The sequence below is a fragment of the Bacillus sp. ATD genome (assembly GCF_050585765.1).
GTDB lineage: Bacteria > Bacillota > Bacilli > Bacillales > Bacillaceae > Bacillus > Bacillus stercoris.
The window spans coordinates 63,615-87,270 of record NZ_JBOBQH010000008.1; the positions used below are offsets into that span (position 1 = coordinate 63,615).

General features: G+C 47.7%; 21 protein-coding genes. 8 read left to right on the forward strand and 13 right to left on the reverse strand.

Going from position 1 to position 23,656, the window contains the following annotated elements; all coding sequences use genetic code 11:
* Positions 1-119 precede the first annotated feature (119 nt).
* Both ACQXR1_RS16840 and ACQXR1_RS16845 read left to right on the forward strand, forming a co-directional pair.
* The gene (locus ACQXR1_RS16840) at positions 120-1,619 is read left to right on the forward strand and encodes a monooxygenase (RefSeq protein ID WP_430772532.1); all 1,500 of its coding nucleotides are present in this window, start codon (positions 120-122) and stop codon (positions 1,617-1,619) included.
* 76 nt (positions 1,620-1,695) lie between these two features.
* The gene (locus ACQXR1_RS16845; RefSeq protein WP_014663451.1) at positions 1,696-2,223 is read left to right on the forward strand and encodes a MarR family transcriptional regulator; all 528 of its coding nucleotides are present in this window, start codon (positions 1,696-1,698) and stop codon (positions 2,221-2,223) included.
* Positions 2,224-2,249: 26 nt separating this feature from the next.
* Here ACQXR1_RS16845 and ACQXR1_RS16850 read toward each other — a convergent pair whose 3' ends face one another.
* From ACQXR1_RS16850 to ACQXR1_RS16860, 3 genes are all read right to left on the reverse strand, one after another.
* Positions 2,250-2,477 (reverse strand): hypothetical protein, encoded by a 228-nt coding sequence (locus ACQXR1_RS16850; protein ID WP_069149321.1) that lies wholly within the window; start codon positions 2,475-2,477, stop codon positions 2,250-2,252.
* Positions 2,478-3,626 (reverse strand): AbrB family transcriptional regulator, encoded by a 1,149-nt coding sequence (locus ACQXR1_RS16855; RefSeq protein ID WP_430772533.1) that lies wholly within the window; start codon positions 3,624-3,626, stop codon positions 2,478-2,480.
* A gap of 107 nt (positions 3,627-3,733) precedes the next feature.
* Positions 3,734-4,936, reverse strand: a complete 1,203-nt coding sequence (locus tag ACQXR1_RS16860) for an MDR family MFS transporter (RefSeq protein ID WP_430772534.1) — start codon at positions 4,934-4,936, stop codon at positions 3,734-3,736.
* Between the two features lie 113 nt (positions 4,937-5,049).
* On the opposite strand from ACQXR1_RS16860, the gene ACQXR1_RS16865 reads away from it, so the two are divergent.
* Complete coding sequence (locus tag ACQXR1_RS16865) at positions 5,050-6,777, forward strand: ABC transporter substrate-binding protein (protein ID WP_430772535.1); 1,728 nt, start codon at positions 5,050-5,052, stop codon at positions 6,775-6,777.
* A 35-nt stretch (positions 6,778-6,812) separates the two neighbouring features.
* On the opposite strand, the gene ACQXR1_RS16870 is transcribed toward ACQXR1_RS16865, so the two are convergent.
* On the reverse strand, positions 6,813-7,142 hold the full coding sequence (locus ACQXR1_RS16870; RefSeq protein WP_014663456.1) for a four-helix bundle copper-binding protein: 330 nt from the start codon (positions 7,140-7,142) through the stop codon (positions 6,813-6,815).
* A gap of 118 nt (positions 7,143-7,260) precedes the next feature.
* Complete coding sequence (locus ACQXR1_RS16875) at positions 7,261-7,698, reverse strand: ferritin family protein (RefSeq protein WP_430772536.1); 438 nt, start codon at positions 7,696-7,698, stop codon at positions 7,261-7,263.
* A 183-nt stretch (positions 7,699-7,881) separates the two neighbouring features.
* Between ACQXR1_RS16875 and addB the strand changes: the two genes are divergently transcribed.
* From addB to hlpB, 5 genes are all read left to right on the forward strand, one after another.
* Complete coding sequence (gene addB, locus ACQXR1_RS16880; RefSeq protein WP_430772537.1) at positions 7,882-11,382, forward strand: helicase-exonuclease AddAB subunit AddB; 3,501 nt, start codon at positions 7,882-7,884, stop codon at positions 11,380-11,382.
* On the forward strand, positions 11,369-15,073 hold the full coding sequence (gene addA / locus ACQXR1_RS16885) for a helicase-exonuclease AddAB subunit AddA (protein WP_430772538.1): 3,705 nt from the start codon (positions 11,369-11,371) through the stop codon (positions 15,071-15,073). The genes addB and addA overlap by 14 nt, the downstream gene beginning before the upstream one ends.
* Positions 15,074-15,144: 71 nt before the next feature.
* Complete coding sequence (gene sbcD / locus ACQXR1_RS16890; protein ID WP_227098357.1) at positions 15,145-16,320, forward strand: exonuclease subunit SbcD; 1,176 nt, start codon at positions 15,145-15,147, stop codon at positions 16,318-16,320.
* Positions 16,317-19,709: an exonuclease subunit SbcC gene (gene sbcC / locus ACQXR1_RS16895; RefSeq protein WP_430772539.1), complete on the forward strand. Its 3,393-nt coding sequence runs from the start codon at positions 16,317-16,319 to the stop codon at positions 19,707-19,709. Before sbcD ends, sbcC begins: the two co-directional genes overlap by 4 nt.
* 13 nt (positions 19,710-19,722) lie before the next feature.
* Positions 19,723-20,025, forward strand: coding sequence for an HNH nuclease-like protein HlpB (hlpB, locus tag ACQXR1_RS16900; RefSeq protein WP_014663462.1), 303 nt, complete (start codon positions 19,723-19,725; stop codon positions 20,023-20,025).
* Positions 20,026-20,061: 36 nt separating this feature from the next.
* Here the strand turns inward: hlpB and ACQXR1_RS16905 are convergent, their stop codons facing one another.
* The 8 genes from ACQXR1_RS16905 to ACQXR1_RS16940 form a co-directional block, all read right to left on the reverse strand.
* A complete protein-coding gene (locus ACQXR1_RS16905; protein WP_003233096.1) occupies positions 20,062-20,280 on the reverse strand; it encodes a spore germination protein in 219 nt (72 codons plus the stop codon).
* A 31-nt stretch (positions 20,281-20,311) separates the two neighbouring features.
* Positions 20,312-20,713 (reverse strand): spore germination protein GerPE, encoded by a 402-nt coding sequence (locus ACQXR1_RS16910; RefSeq protein WP_041521292.1) that lies wholly within the window; start codon positions 20,711-20,713, stop codon positions 20,312-20,314.
* On the reverse strand, positions 20,713-20,889 hold the full coding sequence (gerPD, locus tag ACQXR1_RS16915) for a spore germination protein GerPD (RefSeq protein ID WP_003233093.1): 177 nt from the start codon (positions 20,887-20,889) through the stop codon (positions 20,713-20,715). Before gerPD ends, ACQXR1_RS16910 begins: the two co-directional genes overlap by 1 nt.
* A complete protein-coding gene (locus ACQXR1_RS16920) occupies positions 20,886-21,503 on the reverse strand; it encodes a spore germination protein GerPC (RefSeq protein ID WP_151256818.1) in 618 nt (205 codons plus the stop codon). The genes gerPD and ACQXR1_RS16920 overlap by 4 nt, the downstream gene beginning before the upstream one ends.
* Before the next feature lie 22 nt (positions 21,504-21,525).
* Positions 21,526-21,759: a spore germination protein GerPB gene (gerPB, locus tag ACQXR1_RS16925; RefSeq protein ID WP_014663465.1), complete on the reverse strand. Its 234-nt coding sequence runs from the start codon at positions 21,757-21,759 to the stop codon at positions 21,526-21,528.
* Between the two features lie 14 nt (positions 21,760-21,773).
* Positions 21,774-21,995, reverse strand: a complete 222-nt coding sequence (locus ACQXR1_RS16930; RefSeq protein ID WP_003233088.1) for a spore germination protein — start codon at positions 21,993-21,995, stop codon at positions 21,774-21,776.
* Positions 21,996-22,397: 402 nt separating this feature from the next.
* Positions 22,398-22,568, reverse strand: coding sequence for an aspartyl-phosphate phosphatase Spo0E family protein (locus tag ACQXR1_RS16935; protein ID WP_014663466.1), 171 nt, complete (start codon positions 22,566-22,568; stop codon positions 22,398-22,400).
* 144 nt (positions 22,569-22,712) lie between these two features.
* Positions 22,713-23,636, reverse strand: coding sequence for a CotH kinase family protein (locus tag ACQXR1_RS16940; protein ID WP_069839051.1), 924 nt, complete (start codon positions 23,634-23,636; stop codon positions 22,713-22,715).
* Between the last annotated feature and the right edge of the window lie 20 nt (positions 23,637-23,656).

The following is a 23,656-nucleotide window of genomic DNA, read 5'->3' on the forward strand; positions in this document are numbered from 1 at the left end:
AATTTGTAAGGAGCTATAATCAATATTGTTACGTGTGTAACAATATTCGTATACTTTTTGATTGGAGGTCCATTTTTATTGGGTTTTGTTCGTTTTTTATGAAACAAAAGGAGTGGTGAATGATGATGAAATATGAAGCAGTGATTATAGGTGGAGGGCCGGTCGGATTTATGCTGGCTTCTGAGCTTGCGATGGCCGGGGTGAAAACATGTGTGATTGAACGGCTTGAAAAACCTGTTCCACATTCCAAAGCGTTGACATTGCATCCCCGAACGCTGGAGCTCCTTGAGATGAGAGGGATTTTAGAGCGGTTCGTATCCAAGGGAAGCAAGATACCTTCCGGACATTTTTCAATGCTGGATACCCGTCTGGATTTTTCAGGCTTGGATACGAGTTGCCCTTACACGCTTTTGCTCCCGCAGTCCAAAACAGAAAAGCTGCTTGAAGATCGTGCACGACGTCTGGGTGCAGAGGTGTTTCGGGGTGCAGAGGCGCTCGCGGTAACGCAAAATGGGGAAGCGGTGCAAACGATTTTTAAGGATCGTGACGGCAGTGTACGGACGATCACAAGTAAGTTTGCCGTTGGTGCCGATGGCGGTGGAAGTACCGTCCGGAAACAGGCTGGAATTGAGTTTCCGGGAACAGACAGTACTGTCACCGCTGCGCTTGGAGATGTGGTGCTCCATTCTCCGCCGCCGTCAGGAGTACTGTCCCTTTGCACAAAAGAGGGCGGTGTTATGATTGTTCCGTTATCACCAGGCCAATACCGTGTAGTTGTCGTCAGCCCTTATCGCACACAAACGCCGAAAGATGTGCCGGTGACTGAGGAGGAGCTGAAAGCTGATCTTCTGCGAATTTGCGGGACTGACTTCGGTTTAACCGACCCTTCGTGGATGTCGCGGTTCGGAAACGCCGCGCGCCAAGCAAAACGGTATCGGAACGGCAGAATCTTTCTAGCAGGTGATGCCGCACATATTCATTTTCCAGCGGGCGGGCAAGGATTGAATGTCGGCCTTCAGGATGCGATGAACCTTGGGTGGAAGCTTGCAGCGGCGATCAAGGGCTCTGCGCCTTCATGGCTTTTGGACAGCTATCATGACGAGCGGCACCCGGCAGCTGAAGGGCTTTTGAGGAACACGGAGGCACAGACAAGGCTGATCGATTTTACTCAAGCAGGTCTCCATTTGCGAGGGATGATGTCGAAGCTGCTGGCCTTCCCTGATGTGAATCGATATGTAGCGGGGCAAATTTCTGCGCTTGATGTCAGATATGAAGCTGATCTCACCATGCCGCCGCATCGTTTGAATGGAGGAAGGCTCCCTGATATGGAGCTGATTCTTTCCGACGCCAGTTCGGAACGGCTGTACAGCCTTCTCCGAAACGGGACATTCGTTTTGCTGTCGTTGATGCAGGAAGCTGATGATCATATCAAAGTGAAAGGCTTACGAACGGTGAACGCCTCGCTTGCAGAACCGAATGAAAAGTTGCGGGATGTGCATACCATATTGATTCGTCCTGATGGACATGTAGCCTGGGCGGTAGATGCATCAGCGCCCGATTGTGCCGAGGTGATTCAAAAAGGGATCAGCCGCTGGTTTTCCGTCACCAGCCGAGTATAATTCAATTCGATTGTTTCATCTGTAACAAAACGGTATGATAGAAGAAACAATCGAATGAAAAAGGATGGAAAACCCGATGAACACAGATCATACGAAACGCAATCTTTTTGAATTGTATGCGGAGCTCATTCATCAGCAGGAGAAATGGGAGGGGCTTATTAAAGCTTTTTTATCCGACGAATTGAGGAAGCTGGATGTAGAGCACGGGAGTAAATCTCAATTGACGATGACAGAAATTCATGTTCTGTCCTGTGTCGGGGACAATGAACCAATCAATGTCACGTCGATAGCAGAAAAAATGAATACGACAAAAGCGACTGTATCACGCATCAGCACAAAATTGCTCGGCGCAGGCTTCCTGCACAGAACACAGCTCAGCGATAATAAAAAGGAAGTCTACTTCCGATTGACGCCTGCTGGAAAAAAGCTGCACAATTTGCACAAATATTATCATCAGAAGGCTGAACAGCGTTTTCTGTCATTTTTTGACCGCTATACCGAGGAGGAAATTCTTTTTGCGGAACGGCTGTTTCGTGATCTGGTGACAAAATGGTATCCGACGTCAGAAGAAATTGAAGGAGGCCTTCCCGGCATTTTTAAATAAAAAACACGCACTGCGGTGCGTGTTTTTTACGTTTTTTCTTTCTTTTTTAGGATGATGAGGTAAATCAAATTTCCTCCGACTAAAATCGTAAGCGGCAGTCCGGGGGAGCCGGTTGCCACCAAATTATAAATCAGCCAGATTCCTAAGCATATGCCATAATATAAGTGCATTGCCTTCTCTGGATTGTCGCGCAGCAAAAGAGTCACTCCTTCCCCATCTGCTATAAGTGTATCATGGAAGGATTTTGTTTCCAATTATGCATTGCTGCTGATCGAGCCCTCTTTTCCTTTTTTTTCACCATGGAGATGGTGAAGCAGACGATAAAACGGTGGCAGCAGGGCAATGACAAGGATGACGCGGATGACCTGAACCGCAACGACAAAGGTGGAATCAGCATGTAATGTAACTGACGTCGTCGCCATCTCTGCAATCCCGCCGGGCGCAAATGCCAGAACAGAGGTGATGAGCGAGATTCCTGTCAGTTCGGATACGATCACGGCGCTCAAAAACATAGCTGCGATTAAACCGACGGACGAGACAAACCCGACGATGATAATGCGGGTGACGCCGGCAAACATGCTTTTGTACATTTTAGAGCCGATCGTTGCCCCGAGAAATACTTGTGATACATGGTTCGCTTGTGACGGCCACCATGCCGTCATGTCGTGCCCTATCGCCGCAGCTCCGCCAACATGTACAATTGCTACACCGAGCATGCTGCCAAGCAGCCATGGAGCCGGAAACTTTAAACATTTCGCCGCTTTACAGGCTCCCCAGGCAGCGAGAATCAGAATGATGGTCCACAAAACGGGAGCGAGCCTAAAATCTGTCGTTGCTGAAGAAAGCCCTGCCGCAGCACTTGTGGAACTGTCTTGTTTTGTATAGATCATGATAACCAAAAACGGAATGGAAAGGACCACGAGCAGCACCCGCATCATTTGCACGAGGCTGACAATGGCGGTGTTGGCGCCGACCTCCTGTGCGATGCTCGGCATGGCAGAAAGCCCGCCGGGAGCTGTGCCGACAAAGCTAGTCATCATATCCGTTTTGCTGAAACGCCAAAGCACATATCCTGACAGCATGGCCAGCAGGATAGACAATATCAGCATAACGCCGACTGAAAACCAATGGTCTTTGAGAACAGAGAGAACGGATAAATTCAGCTTTTGGCCCAATTCGATGCCTAGGATCATCTGCCCGAGGGCGAGCCATCGTCGGTTAATTCCTTTTTGGTCTGGTGCCATCATCAGCCATGCCGGCCGTATCATGGCGAGGCAGCAGGCGACAATCAGCGTTCCGATCATCCATCCAATTGATATTCCGGTTAATGAAAGAATAAACCCCCCGGCTGCACTGATTGCGATAAACCATAGATCTTTGAGGAGATTTTCGTCTTTCTTCAATGTAAACCCTTCTTCCTTTTCGCGTAACACTCCAATTGTTCACGTAGTGAATGTATTTATTACTATAGTATATTTTTGTTGATAAAGAAATTATGAATTATTTTCTATTAGTGATTCACTTTTCTTATGACTTTATGTTCGAGCTTCTCTATTGTGTAAGTCAGGCATAAACCCGCTGCCAGCAGACACACGGCAAGGGCGTAAAATATCACTTCTCCGCCAAACGATGTCAGGATCAGCCCGCCAGCGAGCGGTCCGATTGAGCGGGATATATCCCAATGCAGACCATAGACAGCATAGAACCGGCCAAGCAAATGAGGCGGTGCCAATTTTGAGATGAAGGTCTGGATGTGAGTTAATCCGATGCTTTCGCCAACCGTCATTACCGCTGCCGTCACTAAAAGCATTGTCGGGGATGTTGAGCATGCAAAGCCGGCAGCCGCAAGGGAGTAGCAGATATAAGTAATGAAAAGAATCGTTTTCATTGTAAGCTTTTCAGTCCCTTTGACAAGAGGAACCTGGAAAACAAAGCTGAATAAAGCCTTTGCTGCTGAGTAGATGGTCAGCATGGACAGATAATCAGAAAACATATTTTTGCTGAACAGTCGGTATGTTGTTTCTGTTTGCGCATATAACATGCTGATGGGGAGAGAAAGCAGCAAAAGAAGCAGGACGGGCCTGTATATCGTAAAGCTCGCAGACTTTTCCTGTGTCACAGCTGTGTTTTGCGGCTTTGTCTCAGGAAGTTTCAATGCAGCTGCCAGAAAGTAGATGAACAAGGCTGCGGCATCTAAAGCGAATATCCATTCAGGATTTTGTTTGTACAGGAGCATTCCGAGCAGCGGCCCTGCCGTCAGGCCGGCTGAATAGATCGCGTTGATGACCGCAAATACTTCCGAACGCCTGCTTTCTGGCGTGCTTTCGGCGATTTGGGCGCGGGAAGCGGGAATGTATAACGATCTTCCGATGCCATTCACGACATAAAGAATGGCGAAAACATACGCATGCTCAGCAAATACAAACCCTGTCATTGCAGATGATTGCAGAAGCAATGCGATCAAAATCGCTGTACGCCGCCCAAGCTGGTCCGTCACTCGTCCGGCAGCGAGCGTCAGGAAAAGATCAGCAAATGGCTGAAGGCTGATGATCAGCATTGGCATCATGACATTGCCGTTTAATTGTGCATGCAGATACAGCACCATAAAAGGTCCCATCATTGCACCTGTCAGGCTTGTCAGCATTTCGCCGAAAAAGCGGAGCCAAACGGGAGCGGTATATCTTGATTTAATAGATTGAAAGCTGGTCAGCATGTGATCGCCGCCTTTCGGTGTTTGTTATAGTAGTAGTGTATAGAAGGGGCGGCGACCCAAAAAGTGAAGAAAAGAAGAGATAAAAGTTCCCCTTTTGTCGGGAGGTGCGGGGATTGAAGCTAATTGAGCACTACGTGGCACTTGTAAAAACAGGACGGGCTGAGTATGGGCAAATGAACGAAATGACGCTCACTGAGATTGCCGACAGTTTATTTTGTACGGAAAGAAATGCAAAGCTCATTTTACATAAGCTGGAGAACAGCAATTGGATTACCCGGGAAAGCGGGGCGGGGCGCGGCCGTAAATCAAAAATCGCGTTTCTTCGGAGGCCTGAGGAACTGCTTCTTCAAACTGCCAAGGAATATACCATGGCTGGAAAGCTTAAAAAGGCAAAGGAGCTGCTTCATCAGTATCAGTCCGCGTTTCCGGAGCTTCAAAATGAATATGGTATGTGGTTTTCTGAGGTATTTGGTTTTGTGACAGAGTCCGGCCGGGACGGGGTAAAGGATGTTCTCCGGCTGTTCATCTCCCCTGAATCTGTCAGCAGTTTTGATCCATGCCAAATATTTTTGCGGTCTGAGGGCCATTTCGTCAAACAGATATTTGATACGCTTCTCACGTTTGATCCGGATATGCAGGAGCCGAAGCCTCATTTGGTTCATGGATGGGAAGAGGACGGAAAAAAACGGTGGAGATTTTTTCTTCGAAAAGGTGTGTCGTTTCATAATGGGCAGCCGCTGACATCGCGGGACGTTGCGTTTACGTTTCAGCGCTTTTTGGAACTGGCTGACAACCCGTATAAATGGCTGCTGCACGGAGTGAAACAAGTCTTAGAAAAGGGCCCTTATTGTGTGGAGATCATACTCGATAAGCCGAATGTGTTTTTGCCGTATGCTCTTTGTGATGAACGGTTGTCCATATTGTCGGCAGAGCAGGGCAGCGGGATCAATGGAACAGGGCCTTTTCGGGTGAATCAGCATCACGGCTGGATGCTTGTGCTTGAAGCCTATGAGCGCTACTTTAAGGGGCGCCCCTATTTGGATCGCGTGGAGTTTGTGTTTTCTGAACAAGCCGGTGAGATGAACGGATTTACCATTCAAGAAAAACAAACATGTCCTGAGCAGCAAACTGTTTTTGATGAGCGGCATGTCCAGTATTTGTCGCTCAATCTGAAAAAGAAGGGGCCTCTTCAGCACCGAAGCTTTAGAAAAGCGCTCCGGCTGTTGATTTCCTCTGAACGGCTCGTTCGTGAAGCGGGAGGGCACCGAAGAATCCCGGTTACGTCCTTTTGGCATTCGAGTTCTTTTGAGTTAGAGGGCGTTACGCCATCTGAATTGTTGAAGAAAAGCGGATACGAGGGCGAAACAATGGTGCTGTATACCTTTTCGGAAACGGATCATCGTGAGGACGCCGAATGGATTCAAAATATGTGCGCCCAACACGGGATCAAGCTTACACTTCGATTCTGTGATGCTGATGATCTGCGACGGCCGGAAGTCGTGCAGATGGCGGATATCATTCATGACAGTGCGACGTTTTATCAAGATACCGAGTTTGGTTTTCTGCATTTGCTGCTGTCGGAGAACAGTTTTTTGTGCCAGCATCTATCTGAAAAGCTGACACAATTCTGCTCGGGAATGATAGAGCGGATGTTTTCCATGCCTGACCGCTGTTCGAGAATGAATATCCTGCGTGACATTGACCGTCAGCTTACACAGGAGCTGAATGCAATTCCGCTATATCAAAATGTGCTACAGGTGACATCAAGTAACAATGTAAAAGGCCTGGTGCTTGATGAAGAGGGATGGATTGATTTATACTCCGTGTGGCTGTCCAAATAAAAAAGAGGGTTCAATCATTGAACCCTCTCCGTCTTTTAAGACGCCGCCATGCTGCGGCATTGTTCAGCGCAGGCGAAGCAGGCTTTCGCACATGCTTGGCAATGATCATGATCATGCTTTTCGCATTCAGTGCCGCACGCTTCACAAATATCGGCGCAAAGTGCACAAATTTCTTTCAAAAACGGGCTGTCCGTTTGCATGGCTTTGATTGCCAGGGCGCAAATATCCGCGCATTCCCTGTCAAGCCGGATGCAGCCGCTGAGATCGTGGTGCGCGCTTTCTTCCAAACATTTTGTAAAACAATGATTGCAAGCCTCCATACAATCAATGCAAGCCTCAATACAAGCTTCTGAATATTGCTCCATGGTTGATTCCCCCTGTATGGCAGTGTATGATTTTATGTTTCCCGGCTGCATTTGAAAAAAACGGAGGAATGTGTTTTTAGCTGAGGAGATATGTACATATACCCTAAAACGGGTATATCTAACGTTTGGCCAGATAGTATAGGAACCAGACAGCGTGATTTTGCTCATCACGTGCGGCGCGCGTGAAGACGCCTTTCGCTTTTAAGTTTGACGTTTCCTCGGCTGCACGCAAGTAAAAGTCGACGGTTTCTTGTTCATCTTTAAAAGCGGCGTCCAGTCCTCTCGTGAAATGGTCCGAGCACTCCTCCGTTTGTTTCGGCATGATGTGCTTGCCGGTAATCGATCCGTACAGTGTGGAAAATTCACGAAGGTGGCGGATCTCGTCACGTCTGATTTCTTCAATCTGTTTTCTGACTTCATCGCGGTGGGCTAGTTCGGCAAGCCTGCGGTAGCATTGAATTGCACTGAATTCTCCGTTGATGGCCTTCTGCAAATTCCGAATCAAAACAGGATCTTCCCGGTACGGCACCGGATAGGGATAGTAACTGTAATGCAAGAGGATTCAACTCCATTCCTAGGAATTGGGCTTCTGTAAAAGTATATGTTGGGCAAGGAGAGATGTGCGGGGATAATCAGCTTTTTATATGTGAAAAGGCCGTTTTTACCAATAGATCAGATTGGTCATTTTCGTCAACATTCGATAAAATATATAAAGATAAAAAGAGAGGGGTCTTCTAATTTGGGAGCAGAGTTTTTAGTAGGCAGGTCCGGGAGTGGAAAAACGAAGCTGATCATCAACAGCATTCAGGATGAATTACGCCGGGCTCCATTCGGGAAGCCGATCATTTTTCTAGTCCCGGATCAAATGACGTTTTTAATGGAATATGAGCTTGCTAAAACGCCAGATATGGGCGGGATGATACGCGCTCAAGTGATCAGCTTTTCACGATTGGCCTGGCGCGTCCTTCAGCATACGGGAGGAATGAGCAGGCCGTTTCTGACAAGCACCGGCGTACAAATGCTCCTGCGGAAGCTCATTGAGGAGCATAAACAGGAGTTCAAAGTCTATCAAAAAGCGAGTGACAAAAACGGGTTTACCGCACAGGTTGAGCGGATGCTGACAGAGTTTAAGCGGTATTGTCTGGAACCGGAGGATATCCGCCGGATGGCGGAAAGCGGAACGGCTTCCGAATATCGCGGAGAACGTGTGTTATCTGAAAAGCTCCATGACTTATCGATTCTGTATCAGCAAATGGAAAAAAGCCTCGCAGATCAATATCTTCACTCTGAGGATTATTTGACATTGCTGGCAGAGCATATCCCGCTTGCGGAAGATGTAAAAGGCGCGCATATCTATGTGGATGGCTTTTATCAGTTTACACCGCAGGAATTCAGGGTGCTGGATCAGCTTATGGTTCATGCAGAGCACATCACGTTTTCGCTCACAGCGGACAAGCCGTCATATGAGCGGGAGCCGCATGAACTGGAATTGTTTAGAATGACGGGAAAAACCTATTACCGCCTGCATCAGAAGGCGAAGGAACTGAATTTAGACATTACGTATAAAGAGCTGAGCGGGACTGAGCGGCATACACAGACACCTGAATTGGCCCATCTAGAGGCGCAGTATGAAGCGCGTCCGGCCGTTCCTTACGCAGAAAAACAAGAAGCACTGACTGTAATGCAGGCCGCGAACAGACGAGCTGAGCTGGAAGGTATTGCCCGGGAAATTCACGTCCTCGTCAGAGAGAATGGATATCGCTATAAAGATGTAGCAATTCTTGCGCGCCAGCCGGAAGACTACAAGGATATGGTGAAGGAAGTTTTCGCAGATTACGAGATTCCTTATTTCATTGACGGAAAAGCATCTATGCTGAACCATCCGTTAATCGAATTTATCCGGTCAAGCCTTGATGTTCTGAAAGGGAATTGGCGTTATGAAGCGGTGTTTCGCTGTGTGAAAACCGAACTGCTATTCCCGCTCAATGAACCGAGGGCCAAAGTGAGAGAACAGGTCGATCAGCTCGAAAATTACTGTATCGCTTATGGGATCAAAGGCGACCGCTGGACAAAGGGCGACCGTTTCCAATATAGGCGCTTTGTATCATTGGATGATGATTTTGCGCAGACCGATCAGGAAATCGAAATGGAAAACATGTTGAATGACACCCGCGATTGGATTGTTCCGCCGCTTTTTCAGCTTCAAAAACGAATGAAAAAAGCAAAGACGGTACATGAGAAGGCGGAGGCACTCTATTACTATTTAGAAGAGACGGAGGTGCCGATGAAGCTGGATCAGGAAAGGCAGCGTGCTGAGGAAGACGGCAGAATCATTGAAGCGCAGCAGCATCAGCAGGCGTGGGACGCAGTCATTCAGCTGCTTGAGGAGTTTGTTGAAATGATGGGAGATGATGAGATTTCTCTTGATTTGTTTCAGCAAATGATAGAAGCCGGCGCGGAGTCGCTTACATTTTCGCTTATTCCGCCTGCGCTTGACCAGGTATTTGTCGCCAATATGGATTTGTCCAGAATGTATGGCACATCCTGTACCTTTGTGCTCGGGGCAAACGACGGCGTTCTGCCGGCACGCCCTGATGAAAACGGGGTTCTGTCGGATGATGACCGGGAATGGCTGAAAACGATCGGGGTTGAGCTTTCCTCAGGCGGACGGGAGCGTTTGCTTGATGAGCATTTCCTCATCTACATGGCATTTTCAAGTCCGTCTGACCGGCTTTATGTATCGTATCCGATTGCAGATGCGGAAGGAAAAACGCTTTTGCCGTCGATTGTCGTTAAACGGCTGGAAGAACTGTTTCCGCATCATAAGGAGCGCCTGTTGACAAATGAACCTGAGCAGGTCAGCGATGAGGAACAGCTGAAGTATGTCGTCAATCAAAGCGTGGCACAGTCCTTTACTGCGAGTCAGCTCAGATTATGGACCCGGGAATACGACATCAGCGACGTCTGGTGGAGCACGTACAATGTGCTGATGAGTGAGCCGGACAGGCTGCAATCGAAAAAGCTGTTCTCAAGCCTGTTTTTCCGGAATGAAGTAAAGCAGCTTGAACGCAGTGTGTCAAGACAGCTCTATGGTGAACGCATTCAGGGCAGTGTATCGAGAATGGAAACCTTTAACGCATGCCCGTTTTCCCATTTTGCGTCACACGGGCTGCATCTGAAGGAACGGCAATTTTTCAAGCTTGAAGCGCCGGATATCGGCCAGCTGTTTCATTCCAGCTTAAAGCTGATTTCAGACAGGCTGCGTGAGCAAAAGCTGGATTGGCGAGATTTAACGAAAGAGCAGTGCGAGCTGTTTTCTTATGATGCGGTAGAGCGGCTGGCACCGAAACTGCAAAAGGAAATTTTGCTCAGCTCAAACCGGCATTATTATGTAAAGGAAAAACTGCAAAAAATTGTGACGCGTGTGTCTGGTATTTTAAGCGAGCATGCGAAAGCGAGCGGATTCGTACCGATCGGGCTTGAACTGGGCTTTGGAGGAAAAGGGCCGCTTCCGCCGCTGACCTTTCAACTGAAAAATGGCTGTACGATGGAGCTCGTTGGGCGTATTGACCGTGTGGATAAAGCTGAAAGCTCAAAAGGCCTGCTCCTCAGAATTGTCGATTATAAATCAAGCGATAAAGGGCTTGACTTAGCGGAAGTATATTACGGATTGGCGCTGCAAATGCTGACGTACCTTGATTTATCGATTACACATTCAGCTGACTGGCTCGGAATGAGGGCAACGCCTGCAGGAGTGCTGTATTTCCATATTCATGATCCGATGATTCAATCTAATCTCCCGCTCGGGCTTGACGAGATTGAACAGGAGATTTTTAAGAAATTTAAAATGAAGGGCCTGCTCCTCGGCGATCAGGAAGTGGTTCGCCTCATGGATACAACCCTTCAAGAGGGACGGTCAAATATCATCAACGCCGGCTTGAAAAAAGACGGCTCTCTCAGATCAGACTCGGCAGCAGTCGGTGAAAAGGAATTTGATCTTTTGACAAAGCATGTGCGCCGTACCTTCCAAGAAGCAGGCGAACAAATTACCGACGGCCGCGTATCCATTGAGCCGTACAAAATGAAGAACAAGACACCGTGCACATACTGTGCGTTCAAATCAGTGTGCCAATTTGATGAATCACTAGAGGAAAACAAGTATCGCCCATTAAAAGCTGAGAAAGACAAGACGATACTTGAGTGGATAAAAAAGGAGGCGGATGGCAATGAACATTCCTAAACCGGCAGACAGCACATGGACAGATGACCAATGGAATGCCATTGTTTCAACCGGCCAGGATATTCTCGTGGCAGCGGCTGCGGGCTCTGGTAAAACCGCTGTGCTTGTTGAACGAATGATTCGGAAAATCACCGCAGAGGAAAACCCAATTGATGTAGACCGCCTTCTCGTTGTGACATTTACAAACGCCTCAGCGGCAGAGATGAAACACCGAATTGCGGATGCCTTGGAAAAAGAGCTTGTACAACGCCCCGGCTCGCTGCATATCAGACGGCAGCTTTCTCTTTTGAACCGGGCCAGCATTTCGACGCTTCATTCCTTTTGCCTGCAAGTGTTGAAGAAATATTACTACTTGATCGATCTTGATCCGGGTTTTCGGATAGCTGATCAGACGGAAGGCGAGCTGCTTGGGGATGAAGTGCTTGACGAGCTGTTTGAAGACGAATACGCAAAGGGCGAAAAGGCATTTTTTGAGCTTGTTGACCGCTACACGACAGACCGGCACGATCTGGATCTCCAATTTCTCGTTAAACAAGTGTACGAGTATTCCCGATCCCATCCCAACCCGGAGGCGTGGCTGGAAAGCTTTGTTCATTTGTATGATGTATCAGAAAAGAGCGCCATCGAGGAGCTGCCGTTTTATCAATATGTCAAAGAGGATATTGCAATGGTGCTTAACGGGGCGAAGGAAAAGCTCTTGCGCGCGCTTGAGCTGACGAAAGCGCCGGGCGGACCGGCGCCGCGTGCTGACAATTTTCTTGATGATCTTGCGCAGATTGATGAACTGATCGAGCATCAGGACGATTTTAGTGAACTATATCGTCGTGTGCCCGCCGTCTCTTTTAAGCGTGCCAAAGCAGTAAAAGGGGATGAGTTCGATCCGGCGCTCCTTGATGAGGCGACAGATTTGAGAAACGGCGCAAAAAAACTGCTCGAAAAGCTCAAAACCGACTACTTTACGAGAAGTCCTGAACAGCACTTGAAAAGCCTAACCGAGATGAAGCCTGTCATTGAAACGCTCGTACAGCTTGTTATCAGCTATGGAAAACGGTTCGAAGCCGCGAAGCAGGAAAAATCAATCATCGATTTTTCTGATTTGGAGCATTACTGTTTAGCGATTTTGACAGCTCAGAATGACAAAGGTGAATATGAGCCGAGCGAGGCTGCAAGGTTTTATCAGGAGCAGTTTCATGAGGTGCTCGTTGACGAATATCAGGATACCAACCTCGTACAGGAATCGATTCTGCAGCTCGTCACAAGCGGGCCGGAGGAGACTGGCAACCTGTTTATGGTAGGCGATGTCAAACAGTCAATTTATCGATTCAGGCTTGCGGAGCCGCTTCTTTTCCTCTCTAAATACAAACGGTTTACAGAGAGCGGGGAAGGCACGGGACGGAAAATCGACTTGAATAAAAATTTCCGAAGCCGTTCAGATATATTAGACAGCACAAACTTTTTATTTAAACAGCTGATGGGCGGCAAAATCGGTGAGGTCGATTATGACGAGCAGGCTGAGCTGAAGCTTGGTGCGGCGTATCCGGACAATGACGAGACGGAAACGGAGCTGCTGCTGATCGACAACGCAGAAGATACGGATGCAAGCGAGGAAGCAGAAGAGCTTGAAACCGTGCAGTTTGAGGCCAAAGCCATCGCTAAGGAAATTCGCAAGCTGATTTCATCGCCATTTAAGGTGTATGACGGAAAAACGAAAACACATCGCAATATTCAATACCGAGATATTGTGATTTTGCTCCGCTCCATGCCGTGGGCTCCGCAAATCATGGAGGAGCTGAGAGCACAGGGCATACCGGTTTACGCCAATTTAACGTCAGGCTATTTCGAAGCGGTCGAAGTCGCCGTCGCGCTTTCGGTGCTGAAGGTGATCGATAATCCGTATCAGGATATACCGCTTGCCTCTGTGCTGCGTTCACCGATTGTCGGTGCAGATGAAAACGAGCTGTCTTTGATCCGGCTTGAAAATAAAAAAGCGCCGTACTATGAGGCGATGAAAGACTACCTGGCTGCTGGTGACCGGAACGATGAGCTTTATCAAAAGCTGCATACGTTTTACAGACTTCTGCAAAAATGGCGCGTCTTTTCGAAAAACCACTCAGTATCTGAGCTGATTTGGGAAGTGTACCGCGACACGAAATACATGGACTATGTCGGCGGGATGCCGGGCGGAAAACAGCGCCAGGCCAATTTGCGTGTTCTTTATGACAGGGCGCGCCAATATGAATCAACGGCATTTCGCGGCTTGTTTCGTTTCCTGCGGTTTATCGAACGCATGCAGGAGCGGGGCGATGATCTTGGTACGGCGAGAGCGCTCAGCGAGCAGGAGGATGTTGTCCGCTTAATGACGATCCACAGCAGCAAAGGGCTCGAATTTCCAGTCGTGTTTGCAGCGGGTCTCGGCCGGAATTTTAACATGATGGATTTAAATAAATCGTACCTGCTGGACAAGGAGCTCGGATTCGGCACGAAGTATATTCATCCGCAATTGCGCATCAGCTACCCGACGCTGCCTCTCATTGCGATGAAGAAAAAAATGCGCAGGGAGCTGCTGTCAGAGGAATTGCGTGTTCTCTATGTTGCATTAACGAGAGCGAAGGAAAAGCTGTTTCTGATTGGCTCGTGCAAGAATCATCAGAAACAGCTCGCAAAATGGCAGGCATCCGCGTCCCAAACTGATTGGCTCCTTCCGGAATTTGACCGCTATCAGGCGAAAACATATTTAGATTTCATCGGACCGGCTCTTGCCAGACATAGAGACTTGGAGGCTTTGGCTGGAAACGGAGCACCAGTACACGCTGATATCTCAGGCCATCCAGCTCGTTTTGCCGTTCAAATGATTCATTCCTATGATTTGCTTGATGATGATGTGGAAGAAAGAATGGAAGAAAAAAGTGAACGTCTGGAAGCGATCCGCCGAGGGGAACCAGTTCCCGGCTCGTTTGCATTTGATGAAAAAGCCCGCGAGCAGCTGAACTGGACCTACCCGCATCAAGAGGTGACACAAATTCGGACAAAGCAGTCGGTTTCTGAGATCAAGAGAAAAAGAGAGTACGAGGATGAATACAGCGGCAGGGCCCTTGTAAAACCGGCTGACGGAAGCATTCTGTACAGACGTCCCGCTTTTATGATGAAAAAAGGCCTGACAGCGGCAGAGAAAGGTACTGCCATGCATACGGTGATGCAGCATATCCCGTTGTCACATGTGCCGTCGATAGAAGAAGCTGAGCAGACGGTTCAAAGGCTTTATGAAAAAGAGCTGCTTACTGAAGAACAAAAAGACGCTATTGATATAGAAGAAATCGTGCAATTTTTCCATACAGAAATCGGGGGACAGCTGATCGGTGCGAAATGGAAGGACCGGGAAATACCTTTCAGCTTGGCGCTCCCGGCTAAGGAGATCTATCCTGATGCACACGAGGCGGATGAGCCGCTTTTAGTGCAGGGGATCATTGACTGTCTCTATGAAACTGAGGACGGATTATATTTATTGGATTATAAGTCGGACCGGATTGAGGGCAAATTCCAACATGGATTTGAAGGAGCGGCCCCGATCTTGAAGAAACGATATGATACCCAAATTCAGCTGTACACGAAGGCAGTTGAGCAAATTGCAAAAACAAAGGTAAAGGGATGTGCGCTTTATTTCTTTGACGGAGGGCACATTCTCACATTATAGCGAGATCCGTAAGCTCCGGGATTTCAGGCGGAGCGGGTCTCGTTTTCTATATAAAAGAGAGGTGAAAGCATTTGCGGATTTTACATACAGCTGATTGGCATCTTGGAAAAACGCTTGAAGGAAGAAGCAGGCTGAGTGAGCAGGCCGATGTGCTGGATGAATTGAATACGATTGTAAAGGATGAGCAAATTGATGCCATTGTAATGGCGGGAGATGCGTTTGACACCGTGAACCCGCCGGCTTTAGCTGAGCAGTTGTTTTATGAAAGCCTGTCTGCGCTCAGTGACAGAGGAAAGCGCCCGATCGTTGTCATTGCCGGAAACCATGATAATCCTGATCGTTTGTCCGCCGCTTCACCGCTGACACATGAAAACGGCATTTATTTAATCGGTTATCCGACAACAGAGCCGATTCATTTTGAAGTGCCCTCAGCAGGGGAGCTTTTGGCGGTTGGAGCGCTGGCGTATCCATCAGAAGCGCGGTTGAATGAAGTGCTATCCGATACGTTTGATGAAAAGCTGCTCCGTGATCATTATGACGTGAAAATCAGGCAAGCGTTTGAACATATGACAAGCCGTTTCCGGAACGATGCAGTGAAGATTGCCGCCAGCCATATTTATGTCGCGGGCGGAAACCAAACCGATTCAGAGCGGCCGATTGAAGTCGGGGGTGCATACACGGTGGCTGCTGAAAGCCTGCCTGCGGGTGCTGCTTACGTCGCGCTCGGCCATTTGCATCGCCCGCAAACGATCAAGCGGGCGCAGACGCTTGCGCGTTATTCAGGATCTCCGCTCGCTTACAGCTTTTCTGAAGCAGGCTACGCTAAATCAGTGACAATCGTGGACGCAAAGCCGGGGGAAGACGCCACTTGGCGTGAGGTATTATTATCAAGCGGCAAGCCCCTTGTGAAGTGGAAAGCGGCAAATGGATTAAGTGAGGTGTACAGCTGGCTGGATGAAGGCAGGGATCAGAATGCTTGGATTGACCTGGAAATCCGTGTCACGGACCAGCTGTCACTTGAAGAGATTCACAGGCTGCGGAAGGCGCACCCGGGCTTTATCCATATCAGGCCGGTTTTTGAAGAACAGAATAAAGACCGGGAACGGATCGAGGTTAAACATATCTCAATCGAGGACCGCTTCAAGAAATTTTATGAAAAACAAACTGGCGGCGCGGTGCCGGATGAAGAAATGGTGAAGCTGTTTTTAGAGCTTGCATCAGGCGTTGAAGAGGAGGATGCGAAATGAAGCCGATCGCCTTAAGCATTAAGGGGCTCCACAGCTTTAGGGAGGAGCAGACGATAGATTTTGAAGGCCTTTCCGGTGCCGGTGTTTTCGGCATTTTCGGCCCGACAGGAAGCGGCAAATCCTCTATTCTCGACGCAATGACGCTTGCTTTATACGGAAAGGTGGAACGGGCGGCAAATAATACGCACGGAATCTTAAATCACGCCGAAGATACGCTGTCTGTTTCCTTTACCTTTGCGCTTCAGTCGAATCATCAAATCTCATACAAAGTTGAGCGTGTGTTTAAGAGAACGGATGAAATGAAGGTGAAAACGGCACTTTGCCGCTTCATCGAAATCAAGGATGAGCATACGGTGCTGGCTGATAAAGCCAGCGAAGTGAATAAAAGAGTGGAGGAGCTCTTGGGGCTGACGATCGACGATTTTACGAGAGCGGTGGTGCTGCCGCAAGGGAAATTTGCTGAGTTTCTGTCTTTAAAAGGGGCAGAGCGCAGGCATATGCTTCAGCGTTTATTTCATTTGGAGCAATACGGAGACAGGCTTGTGAAAAAACTGAGGCGGCAGGCACAGGAGGCCAACGCGAGAAAAAATGAAATGCTCGCTGAGCAGTCTGGTCTCGGTGAGGCGAGTTCAGAGGCAGTTGAGCAAGCGGAAAAGGCTCTCGAACAAGCCGAAACCAGGCTGGAAGCGATGAGGAAGAGCCTTGATCAGGCGAAAGAGCGATTTACGGAGCATCAGGAGATTTGGAATGTCCAAAAGGAACAATCCGCTTATGAAGAAGAGAAAAAACGTCTCGCGGAAGAACAGCCGCATGTAGACATTATGCAAAAACGCCTGCTGGAAGCAGAAACAGCCGCCGCTCTTAAGCCCTATGCGGACCGATACGCAGAAGCGATCCAGCATGAAGCGAAAGCTGAAAAGGAACAAACGCTAGCCCGCAAGGATTTAGAAGACCGGAATGCTTTCTTTCAGCAAAAACATGAAGAGTATGAAGCGTGGCGCCAGCATAAAAGCGAGAAAGAGCCTGAGCTTTTAACTAAGCAGGAACAGCTTTCCCGTTTGCAGGAAATCGAAATGAAACTGAGTGAGGCCAAGCAAGAGGAAGAGCGCAAAAAGGCTGAACTCCGGCAGAAAGAAGAGGCTCTTCAATCTGTCATGAGTGAATTGGAGACGGTAACAGACCGCCTGACACGAGGGCAAAACAGACAGACGGAATTGAAGCAGCAGCTCAAATCCCTGCAGGTGACATCCGATGAGCGAAGAAGCTGCCAGCAGGCCGCAGAAATGGCATTGCACATCAGGCAAACTGAAGAGCAAATCAAAAAAGAGAAAAATCGAAGTGACGAATTGAGCCTCGTGCTGCAGAAGATGAATGAAGAGAAGAATACACTTGTTCAAAGGACGGAAGCGGAAGAAAACAACATCATTCAGGCATATGAGGCTGTGCAAACCGTGTACCATTTGGTGTGCGAGGCGGAACACTCATTAACACGTATGACTGAAGAGGCTAGAAAGAATCAACATACGCTTCACCTACAGCGTGAAAAAGCAAGGATGGCACTCCTGACAAAAGAGTTAGCGCAAAAACTGACCGCCGGCAAGCCTTGCCCGGTCTGCGGTTCAACCGATCACGATCCATCCGCGTCAGTACATGAAACATATGAAGCCGACAGCCATCTTGAAGAGGACATCAAACGGACAGATGTGTTATTGACGGAAGCAGCAGCTCTCAGCCAAGAGATTCTTTCAGCCAAAATTACGCTTGAAGAACAGTCCGCGCGCTTTATGGAACAGTGTCCGTTTTTGCAGACCAGTCAAGCGCAGAACCTTGAAGCGGCGGCTTCCTTCGAGAATCAGCCGGTGTATGAAGCATTTGAAACTGCCAAATTTGAATGGAAACGAATCAAGCAGGACATTCTTTCTGTTAAAACACGGATGGCACAAATGATCGGCGCCTATCAGGAGTCTTTAAAAAAGGCCGAGCAGGTTAATGAAAAAATCGGTTTTGAAAAAAGAGAGGCTGACCGTATTGAAAGCATCATCACCGGGCTTCAAACCTCATTGGACAGCCGTCTGAACATGTTCAAAGAAGCATTTCAGGATCAATCTGTGGACGAAGCAGAAAAATGGCAGCAAGCCATTGAAGAAAAGGACCGGGCTGCAGAAGAATGTGAAAAACGAATTGAGAAGAGTATCGCGTTTCTTGCTGAGCATGAAGCACAAAAGGAAAAACTGCGGGAATCGGGGCATCGGCTTGAACGGGAAAAACTGGAGCTTCATTATGCCGCTGAACGCATCAAGAGCGTGATAGCTGATTATGAGAACGAACTTGGAGATTATGCAAAAGGAGATTCCATTCAAGTCAAACTCCGCTCTGTCCAGCAGGATCTAAAGTTGTTAAAGGAAAAAGAACAATTTTTATATGAAGAACTGCAAAGCGCCCAAATGAAGCTCAATCAGGCGAAAAGCCGCGCTTCGGCAAGCGAGCTCACTCTTCAAGAGGCGAAGGGGAGATTGGAAAAAGCAAAAGCTGCTTGGCTTGAGCATGCCAAAAACACCTGCTTTACCCGGACTGAGGAGGTTGAACAAAGTCTCATCCCAGCCGATGAACTTGAAAAGATGAAAACCGGCATAGACCAGTTTATGGATAAACTGAAGCAAAATGCTGCAAACTTAAAACGAGTAGCAGAGATACTTGATGGCAGAGCGATATCAGAGAGCGAATGGAGCGAAACTGTTGCAGCATTACAAAAAGCTGAGGACGCATTTGGCGCTGCTATAGAGGAAAAAGGCGCGGCTGCGAAAGCACTGGCCGTCATTCGCGACCATCATAAACGATTTAAAGAAATTGAAGTGGAACTGAAAAAGTGGCAGACGCATATCGACAGGCTGGACAAGCTGCAAGCTGTGTTTAAAGGCAATACCTTCGTCGAATTTTTAGCTGAGGAGCAGCTTGAAAGCGTTGCGAGGGACGCCTCAGCAAGACTCGGTATGCTGACGAGACAGCGCTATGCCATCGAAGTAGATTCTGAGGGCGGCTTTGTGATGCGGGATAATGCGAACGGAGGCGTAAGACGCCCGGTATCCAGTTTGTCTGGAGGAGAAACCTTCCTCACTTCGCTATCACTCGCTCTTGCGCTGTCTGCCCAGATCCAGCTTCGCGGAGAATACCCGCTCCAGTTCTTTTTCTTAGATGAAGGATTCGGCACACTGGATCAAGATCTGCTTGATACGGTTGTAACGGCCTTGGAAAAACTTCAGTCAGACAATCTGGCTGTCGGTGTCATCAGCCATGTGCAGGAACTGCGTGCCCGGCTTCCGAAAAAACTGATCGTCCATCCGGCTGAACCGAGCGGCCGCGGTACACGGGTATCACTTGAGTTGATGTAAAGGGGGAGCTGGTATGGCAAAGCAGACTGCCGGAATATGTGAGCTGTGCGGCCGGAGCGATGTCCAGCTGACAGAGCACCATCTCACACCGAAAGAAGAAGGCGGAACGTTTTTGCCGACAGCGATGCTCTGTATTCCTTGCCATAAACAAATTCATGCCTTATATACCAATCAAGAGATCGCTGTACGCTTAAACGGAATAGAAAAGCTCAGAAGCGATCCAGAGCTTGCCCGGTTTGTCAAATGGATCAGAAAACAGCCGCCTGAAAAACTGATCAAAACCAAGAAATCAAATGAGCGAAAAAAGAAAAAATGACTAAAAAGCAGCCCTCTCTTTGCAGAGCGGCTGCTTTTATCCGTTTCCAACCATATCCTGATCGTTGACATCGGGGTCTATATAATTTGTCGCGTTGACTGCGTTATTTAATAGAAGGAAATCTCCCGTGTTTCCTGCTCCCGAACCGAGCGCAGATTTTGAAGAGCTTTTCGGAGAAAGGTAAAAGGAATCACCAAAGTTTACGACTCCGCCCGATATGGAATTGATAGCTATAGGCCCGACAATTGCTGGCATAAACGACACCCTTTATCGAAGTCTCTGTTTATTATATGTTCTTGGCGGGCGATTGTGAGCGCGGAGACTGAATCTGTCTGATATGTTTGAGTCTCGCATCACCGCGAATATGCGAAGCTGATCCGGCATGTAAAACAGAAGAGGCTGAGACCCCTTGAATTTTGATGCTGCGAACATAAATAGCCGGCACCTCGTGGCAAAACGCGCTTTGTACACCTGTTTCGGGAAGCGGCTTCACGGCCTGCTGCTGAAAGATCTGATACTCCTTTTTGTTAAATGAGCCTTCATTATGGTAAAACGTGGATAGAGAACGCTGCACAGCAAATACTTTTACACTCATATCGATTTCATTTGTGTCGCCAACTTGAAACACACTTGCGATCCCGAGAGAATTAAACTTAACTAGTCTGATGCGCGATATGCGTTTAAGCATTATTCTGGCGCAAGCGGAGCAAACGGCCCGATAATAAGAGATTCAGGCGGTGTATCAAAAATAGAAGACAGGTAGATGGATTCAGTGTCTCCGATGTGGAAAACGGAGGAACTGGACACACCGTTCATCCGGATGTCCCCGACTTCCAAGCTGCGGTTGATGACTGTAAAGATCATGCTTGCTCATCTCCTTTCATTTCGGATGGAATATGCTCCAGAAAGTGTTCTACAGCGCGGATCACATCACGCTTCACATGCTCAGCGATATGTTCTGCATATTGTGCAGGCGGTATATGCTCTTCTTTTTTGATATGGGACATATAATAATGGATTCGGCTGTCCATTTGTTTTCTGATGTCTTCAATGATATGGTGTCTGTTTGTATCGTCAAGTCTGCTGTCATATTGGTTTTCAAGCTGCTCCAAAATATCTGGGATTTCCTCGGTTAAGTACATGTCGACATTCTGGCGGATCTGCTGCATGAGCTGAGCGCTCTCTTCCTGCTGCATCATCCCGATTTGCGGTGTCGACTGGCTGACGTCAAAGTTTTGAACGCTGTTCGGATCAGTCGGATTTAAGCCGATATTCAAAGTCCCGTCGAGCCTTTCAATTTTCAGCTGATCAAACTTATATTCCACACGCTCAATGGTAGTGGCCGGCCGCTGTTTCATCGTATTCATTTCAGTTTGAATCTCCTTAAGCTGGCGTTCGAGCTGCTGAATGTGAATCGCCTGCTGCTGAACAAAGGAATTCAAGTTTTGCAAGTAAGAGGAAACAGATTGATCATACATGTTCTTCACCTCTTTCATATGATTAACGGCCAGGAGGCTGGAGCGGGACCAATGAACCTGTGTCGGGTTCCTGCAGCTGGAGCGGTTGCCCTGTGCCTGAAACCGCTGGTGCCGGTTCTACATAGCTGCCCGTATTATACAAATTTGACAGAGACTTGATTGATCCGGCGCTCCCAATTTGCAGAATGGAGGAATTGCTGATTGATTCCAGCCGAAGATAGTTGATTTGAATGGTTTGATTAATATAGAAGTTCATGAGCCTCACTCCTTTTACGCATTGGCTACGATCGGCTGATCAACCGCATCATTGTCATACACATTCGTCGCGTTTTGATAATTCATCACCTTGAGGCTGTCGCCGGTATTAAAGCTGCCAGCGCCGGCAAATGTTCTGACCTGAGCCTGAGGAGAAATCGTAATGCAGTCCCCGATGTGAACGACTCCGCTCGTACCAATCGCATTAATTTTAAACGCTCCGACAATGGCTGGCATACGAGCACATCCTTTGTTGAAAAATTTAAAAAAGACAAGTAAAGTGAAAATACAATTCTGATTTCAATTGGGCTATTCACGATAGCTTATGACAAACGCACATATGTGTGAGAGAAATTTAAAGGGGACATATCGGCTCTTGATGAAAACGCTTTAATTTTTCGAGCCGTTATGTTTTGTGTATAAGTTGAGCGGACATGCGGCTAAGGATGCCGCGATCCGCCTATGGTTATTTTGGTTTGTTTCTTTGGTGTTTTTGCGTGTAGAAATGCTTTTTGGAGTATGTCGTGCTGCGGTATACGATTGTTGGGCGGGCACATTCTCGCCCTGAGGTATATCCCAGAAGTGCTGAGCAAAAAGCGGAGTTGCATGTGGTGTATTCGAATCGTTATCGAAAATGGTTTACATACGGGAGTTTTCAAGATATCCCGAAAACATCATTTCTTCTTTTATCCGGGTATTCAGCAGGATATCCAGCTCTTGGCTGCATTGAATCGTTTCCTTTGAATTCATGCCGTATTTTTGTGCTGTTTCAATTAGTGTGATTCTCATTTCTTCAATTTTACAGTTCATTACGCTATCTCCAATTCTAGATTTTATTTTGATATAAATACAGGATATCGTTAGTATAACCTATTTTGGCTGAAAAGGTTGCCTTTCGTCAATTTGACTAAAAAAGCGACATTTTTTGCTGCGGCTTTTTTGAAGGAGAAAGGACTATAGTCTTGCTAAGTGTGCTTGTAAAAAGTCCTGCCGTTCCTCAATTTCTCTAAGTATGTTTGTCTGCTCCTTTTCGATTTGAAAGGGGATTTTTTTTAGAAAAGGATCATCATCAGCTCTTTGACAAATGTCAAGATGCCATTCGCTGATGAAAGGAGACAATCGTTCAATAGTAAACGACCGGTTCAGCACGTTTTTCATTAATGTGTGATATTGCGAGCGGAAGGCGGGAATGGAAAGAAGCCTTGACGAAAGCGTCTCTCCTTTTGCCAGAAGCGGGTCCTCATCATACCTTCCTTGAAAGGCAAGTGATCTTGTCTCTATCGGAGAAACGTAAATCCGGCTGGATTCATTTAAACAAAATGTGTAATAAAAGCCTTGATTGGTGCAGGCATTGCCAATCAGCCACAAAAAAAACAGCTTGACATCCAGATACAATTTAATGCGTTCGGCCAATTCGTCATCTCCAGCTGTGCGGATCAGTATGAAAAATTCATGCAAGAATGCGGAAGAATCATCGTTAAAAACAGACACTGGAATCCTTGGATCGGCGGTCTTCACTCCGTAACTCGTTCTACCCGCTGGCTGATGGTTCTTGATGTTCAAATAAATGCCTTCAGGCTGGCCATTGATGGTCAGGAAGCTGTACGAGGCAGCGGGAGCAGGTACGCCGATCTGGTCAAAAAAACAATAGGCGAGTCTGCGCCGCATCAGGGACGGATCATCCTGTTCCGCATTCAAAAAGAGTGTCCTTTCACCAAGCAGAGACCTTTCCCAGCTGATTTCATAGGATGCCTTTTCCGCTCTGTCACGCTGTGTGAGAAGAATGGGAGAAACAGACCGGTCTGTTACGAAAAGCCCCTTGGCAGTACCTTTCCTTTTCAGCTGCTCCCGGTGAAAAAATAAATGCACGCTCTCCATATTCTTTCCTCCTTCTCAAA

Bases quoted from the DNA above. Each gene is read 5' to 3' on its own strand.
- ACQXR1_RS16840 (WP_430772532.1), top strand. From the start codon at position 120: ATGATGATGAAATATGAAGCAGTGATTATAGGTGGAGGGCCGGTCGGA.
- ACQXR1_RS16845 (WP_014663451.1), top strand. From the start codon at position 1,696: ATGAACACAGATCATACGAAACGCAATCTTTTTGAATTGTATGCGGAG.
- ACQXR1_RS16860 (WP_430772534.1), bottom strand. From the start codon at position 4,936: ATGCTGACCAGCTTTCAATCTATTAAATCAAGATATACCGCTCCCGTT.
- ACQXR1_RS16870 (WP_014663456.1), bottom strand. From the start codon at position 7,142: ATGGAGCAATATTCAGAAGCTTGTATTGAGGCTTGCATTGATTGTATG.
- addA (WP_430772538.1), top strand. From the start codon at position 11,369: ATGAACATTCCTAAACCGGCAGACAGCACATGGACAGATGACCAATGG.
- sbcC (WP_430772539.1), top strand. From the start codon at position 16,317: ATGAAGCCGATCGCCTTAAGCATTAAGGGGCTCCACAGCTTTAGGGAG.
- hlpB (WP_014663462.1), top strand. From the start codon at position 19,723: ATGGCAAAGCAGACTGCCGGAATATGTGAGCTGTGCGGCCGGAGCGAT.
- ACQXR1_RS16905 (WP_003233096.1), bottom strand. From the start codon at position 20,280: ATGCCAGCAATTGTCGGGCCTATAGCTATCAATTCCATATCGGGCGGA.
- ACQXR1_RS16910 (WP_041521292.1), bottom strand. From the start codon at position 20,713: ATGCTTAAACGCATATCGCGCATCAGACTAGTTAAGTTTAATTCTCTC.
- gerPD (WP_003233093.1), bottom strand. From the start codon at position 20,889: ATGATCTTTACAGTCATCAACCGCAGCTTGGAAGTCGGGGACATCCGG.
- ACQXR1_RS16920 (WP_151256818.1), bottom strand. From the start codon at position 21,503: ATGTATGATCAATCTGTTTCCTCTTACTTGCAAAACTTGAATTCCTTT.
- gerPB (WP_014663465.1), bottom strand. From the start codon at position 21,759: ATGAACTTCTATATTAATCAAACCATTCAAATCAACTATCTTCGGCTG.
- ACQXR1_RS16930 (WP_003233088.1), bottom strand. From the start codon at position 21,995: ATGCCAGCCATTGTCGGAGCGTTTAAAATTAATGCGATTGGTACGAGC.
- ACQXR1_RS16935 (WP_014663466.1), bottom strand. From the start codon at position 22,568: ATGAACTGTAAAATTGAAGAAATGAGAATCACACTAATTGAAACAGCA.
- ACQXR1_RS16940 (WP_069839051.1), bottom strand. From the start codon at position 23,636: ATGGAGAGCGTGCATTTATTTTTTCACCGGGAGCAGCTGAAAAGGAAA.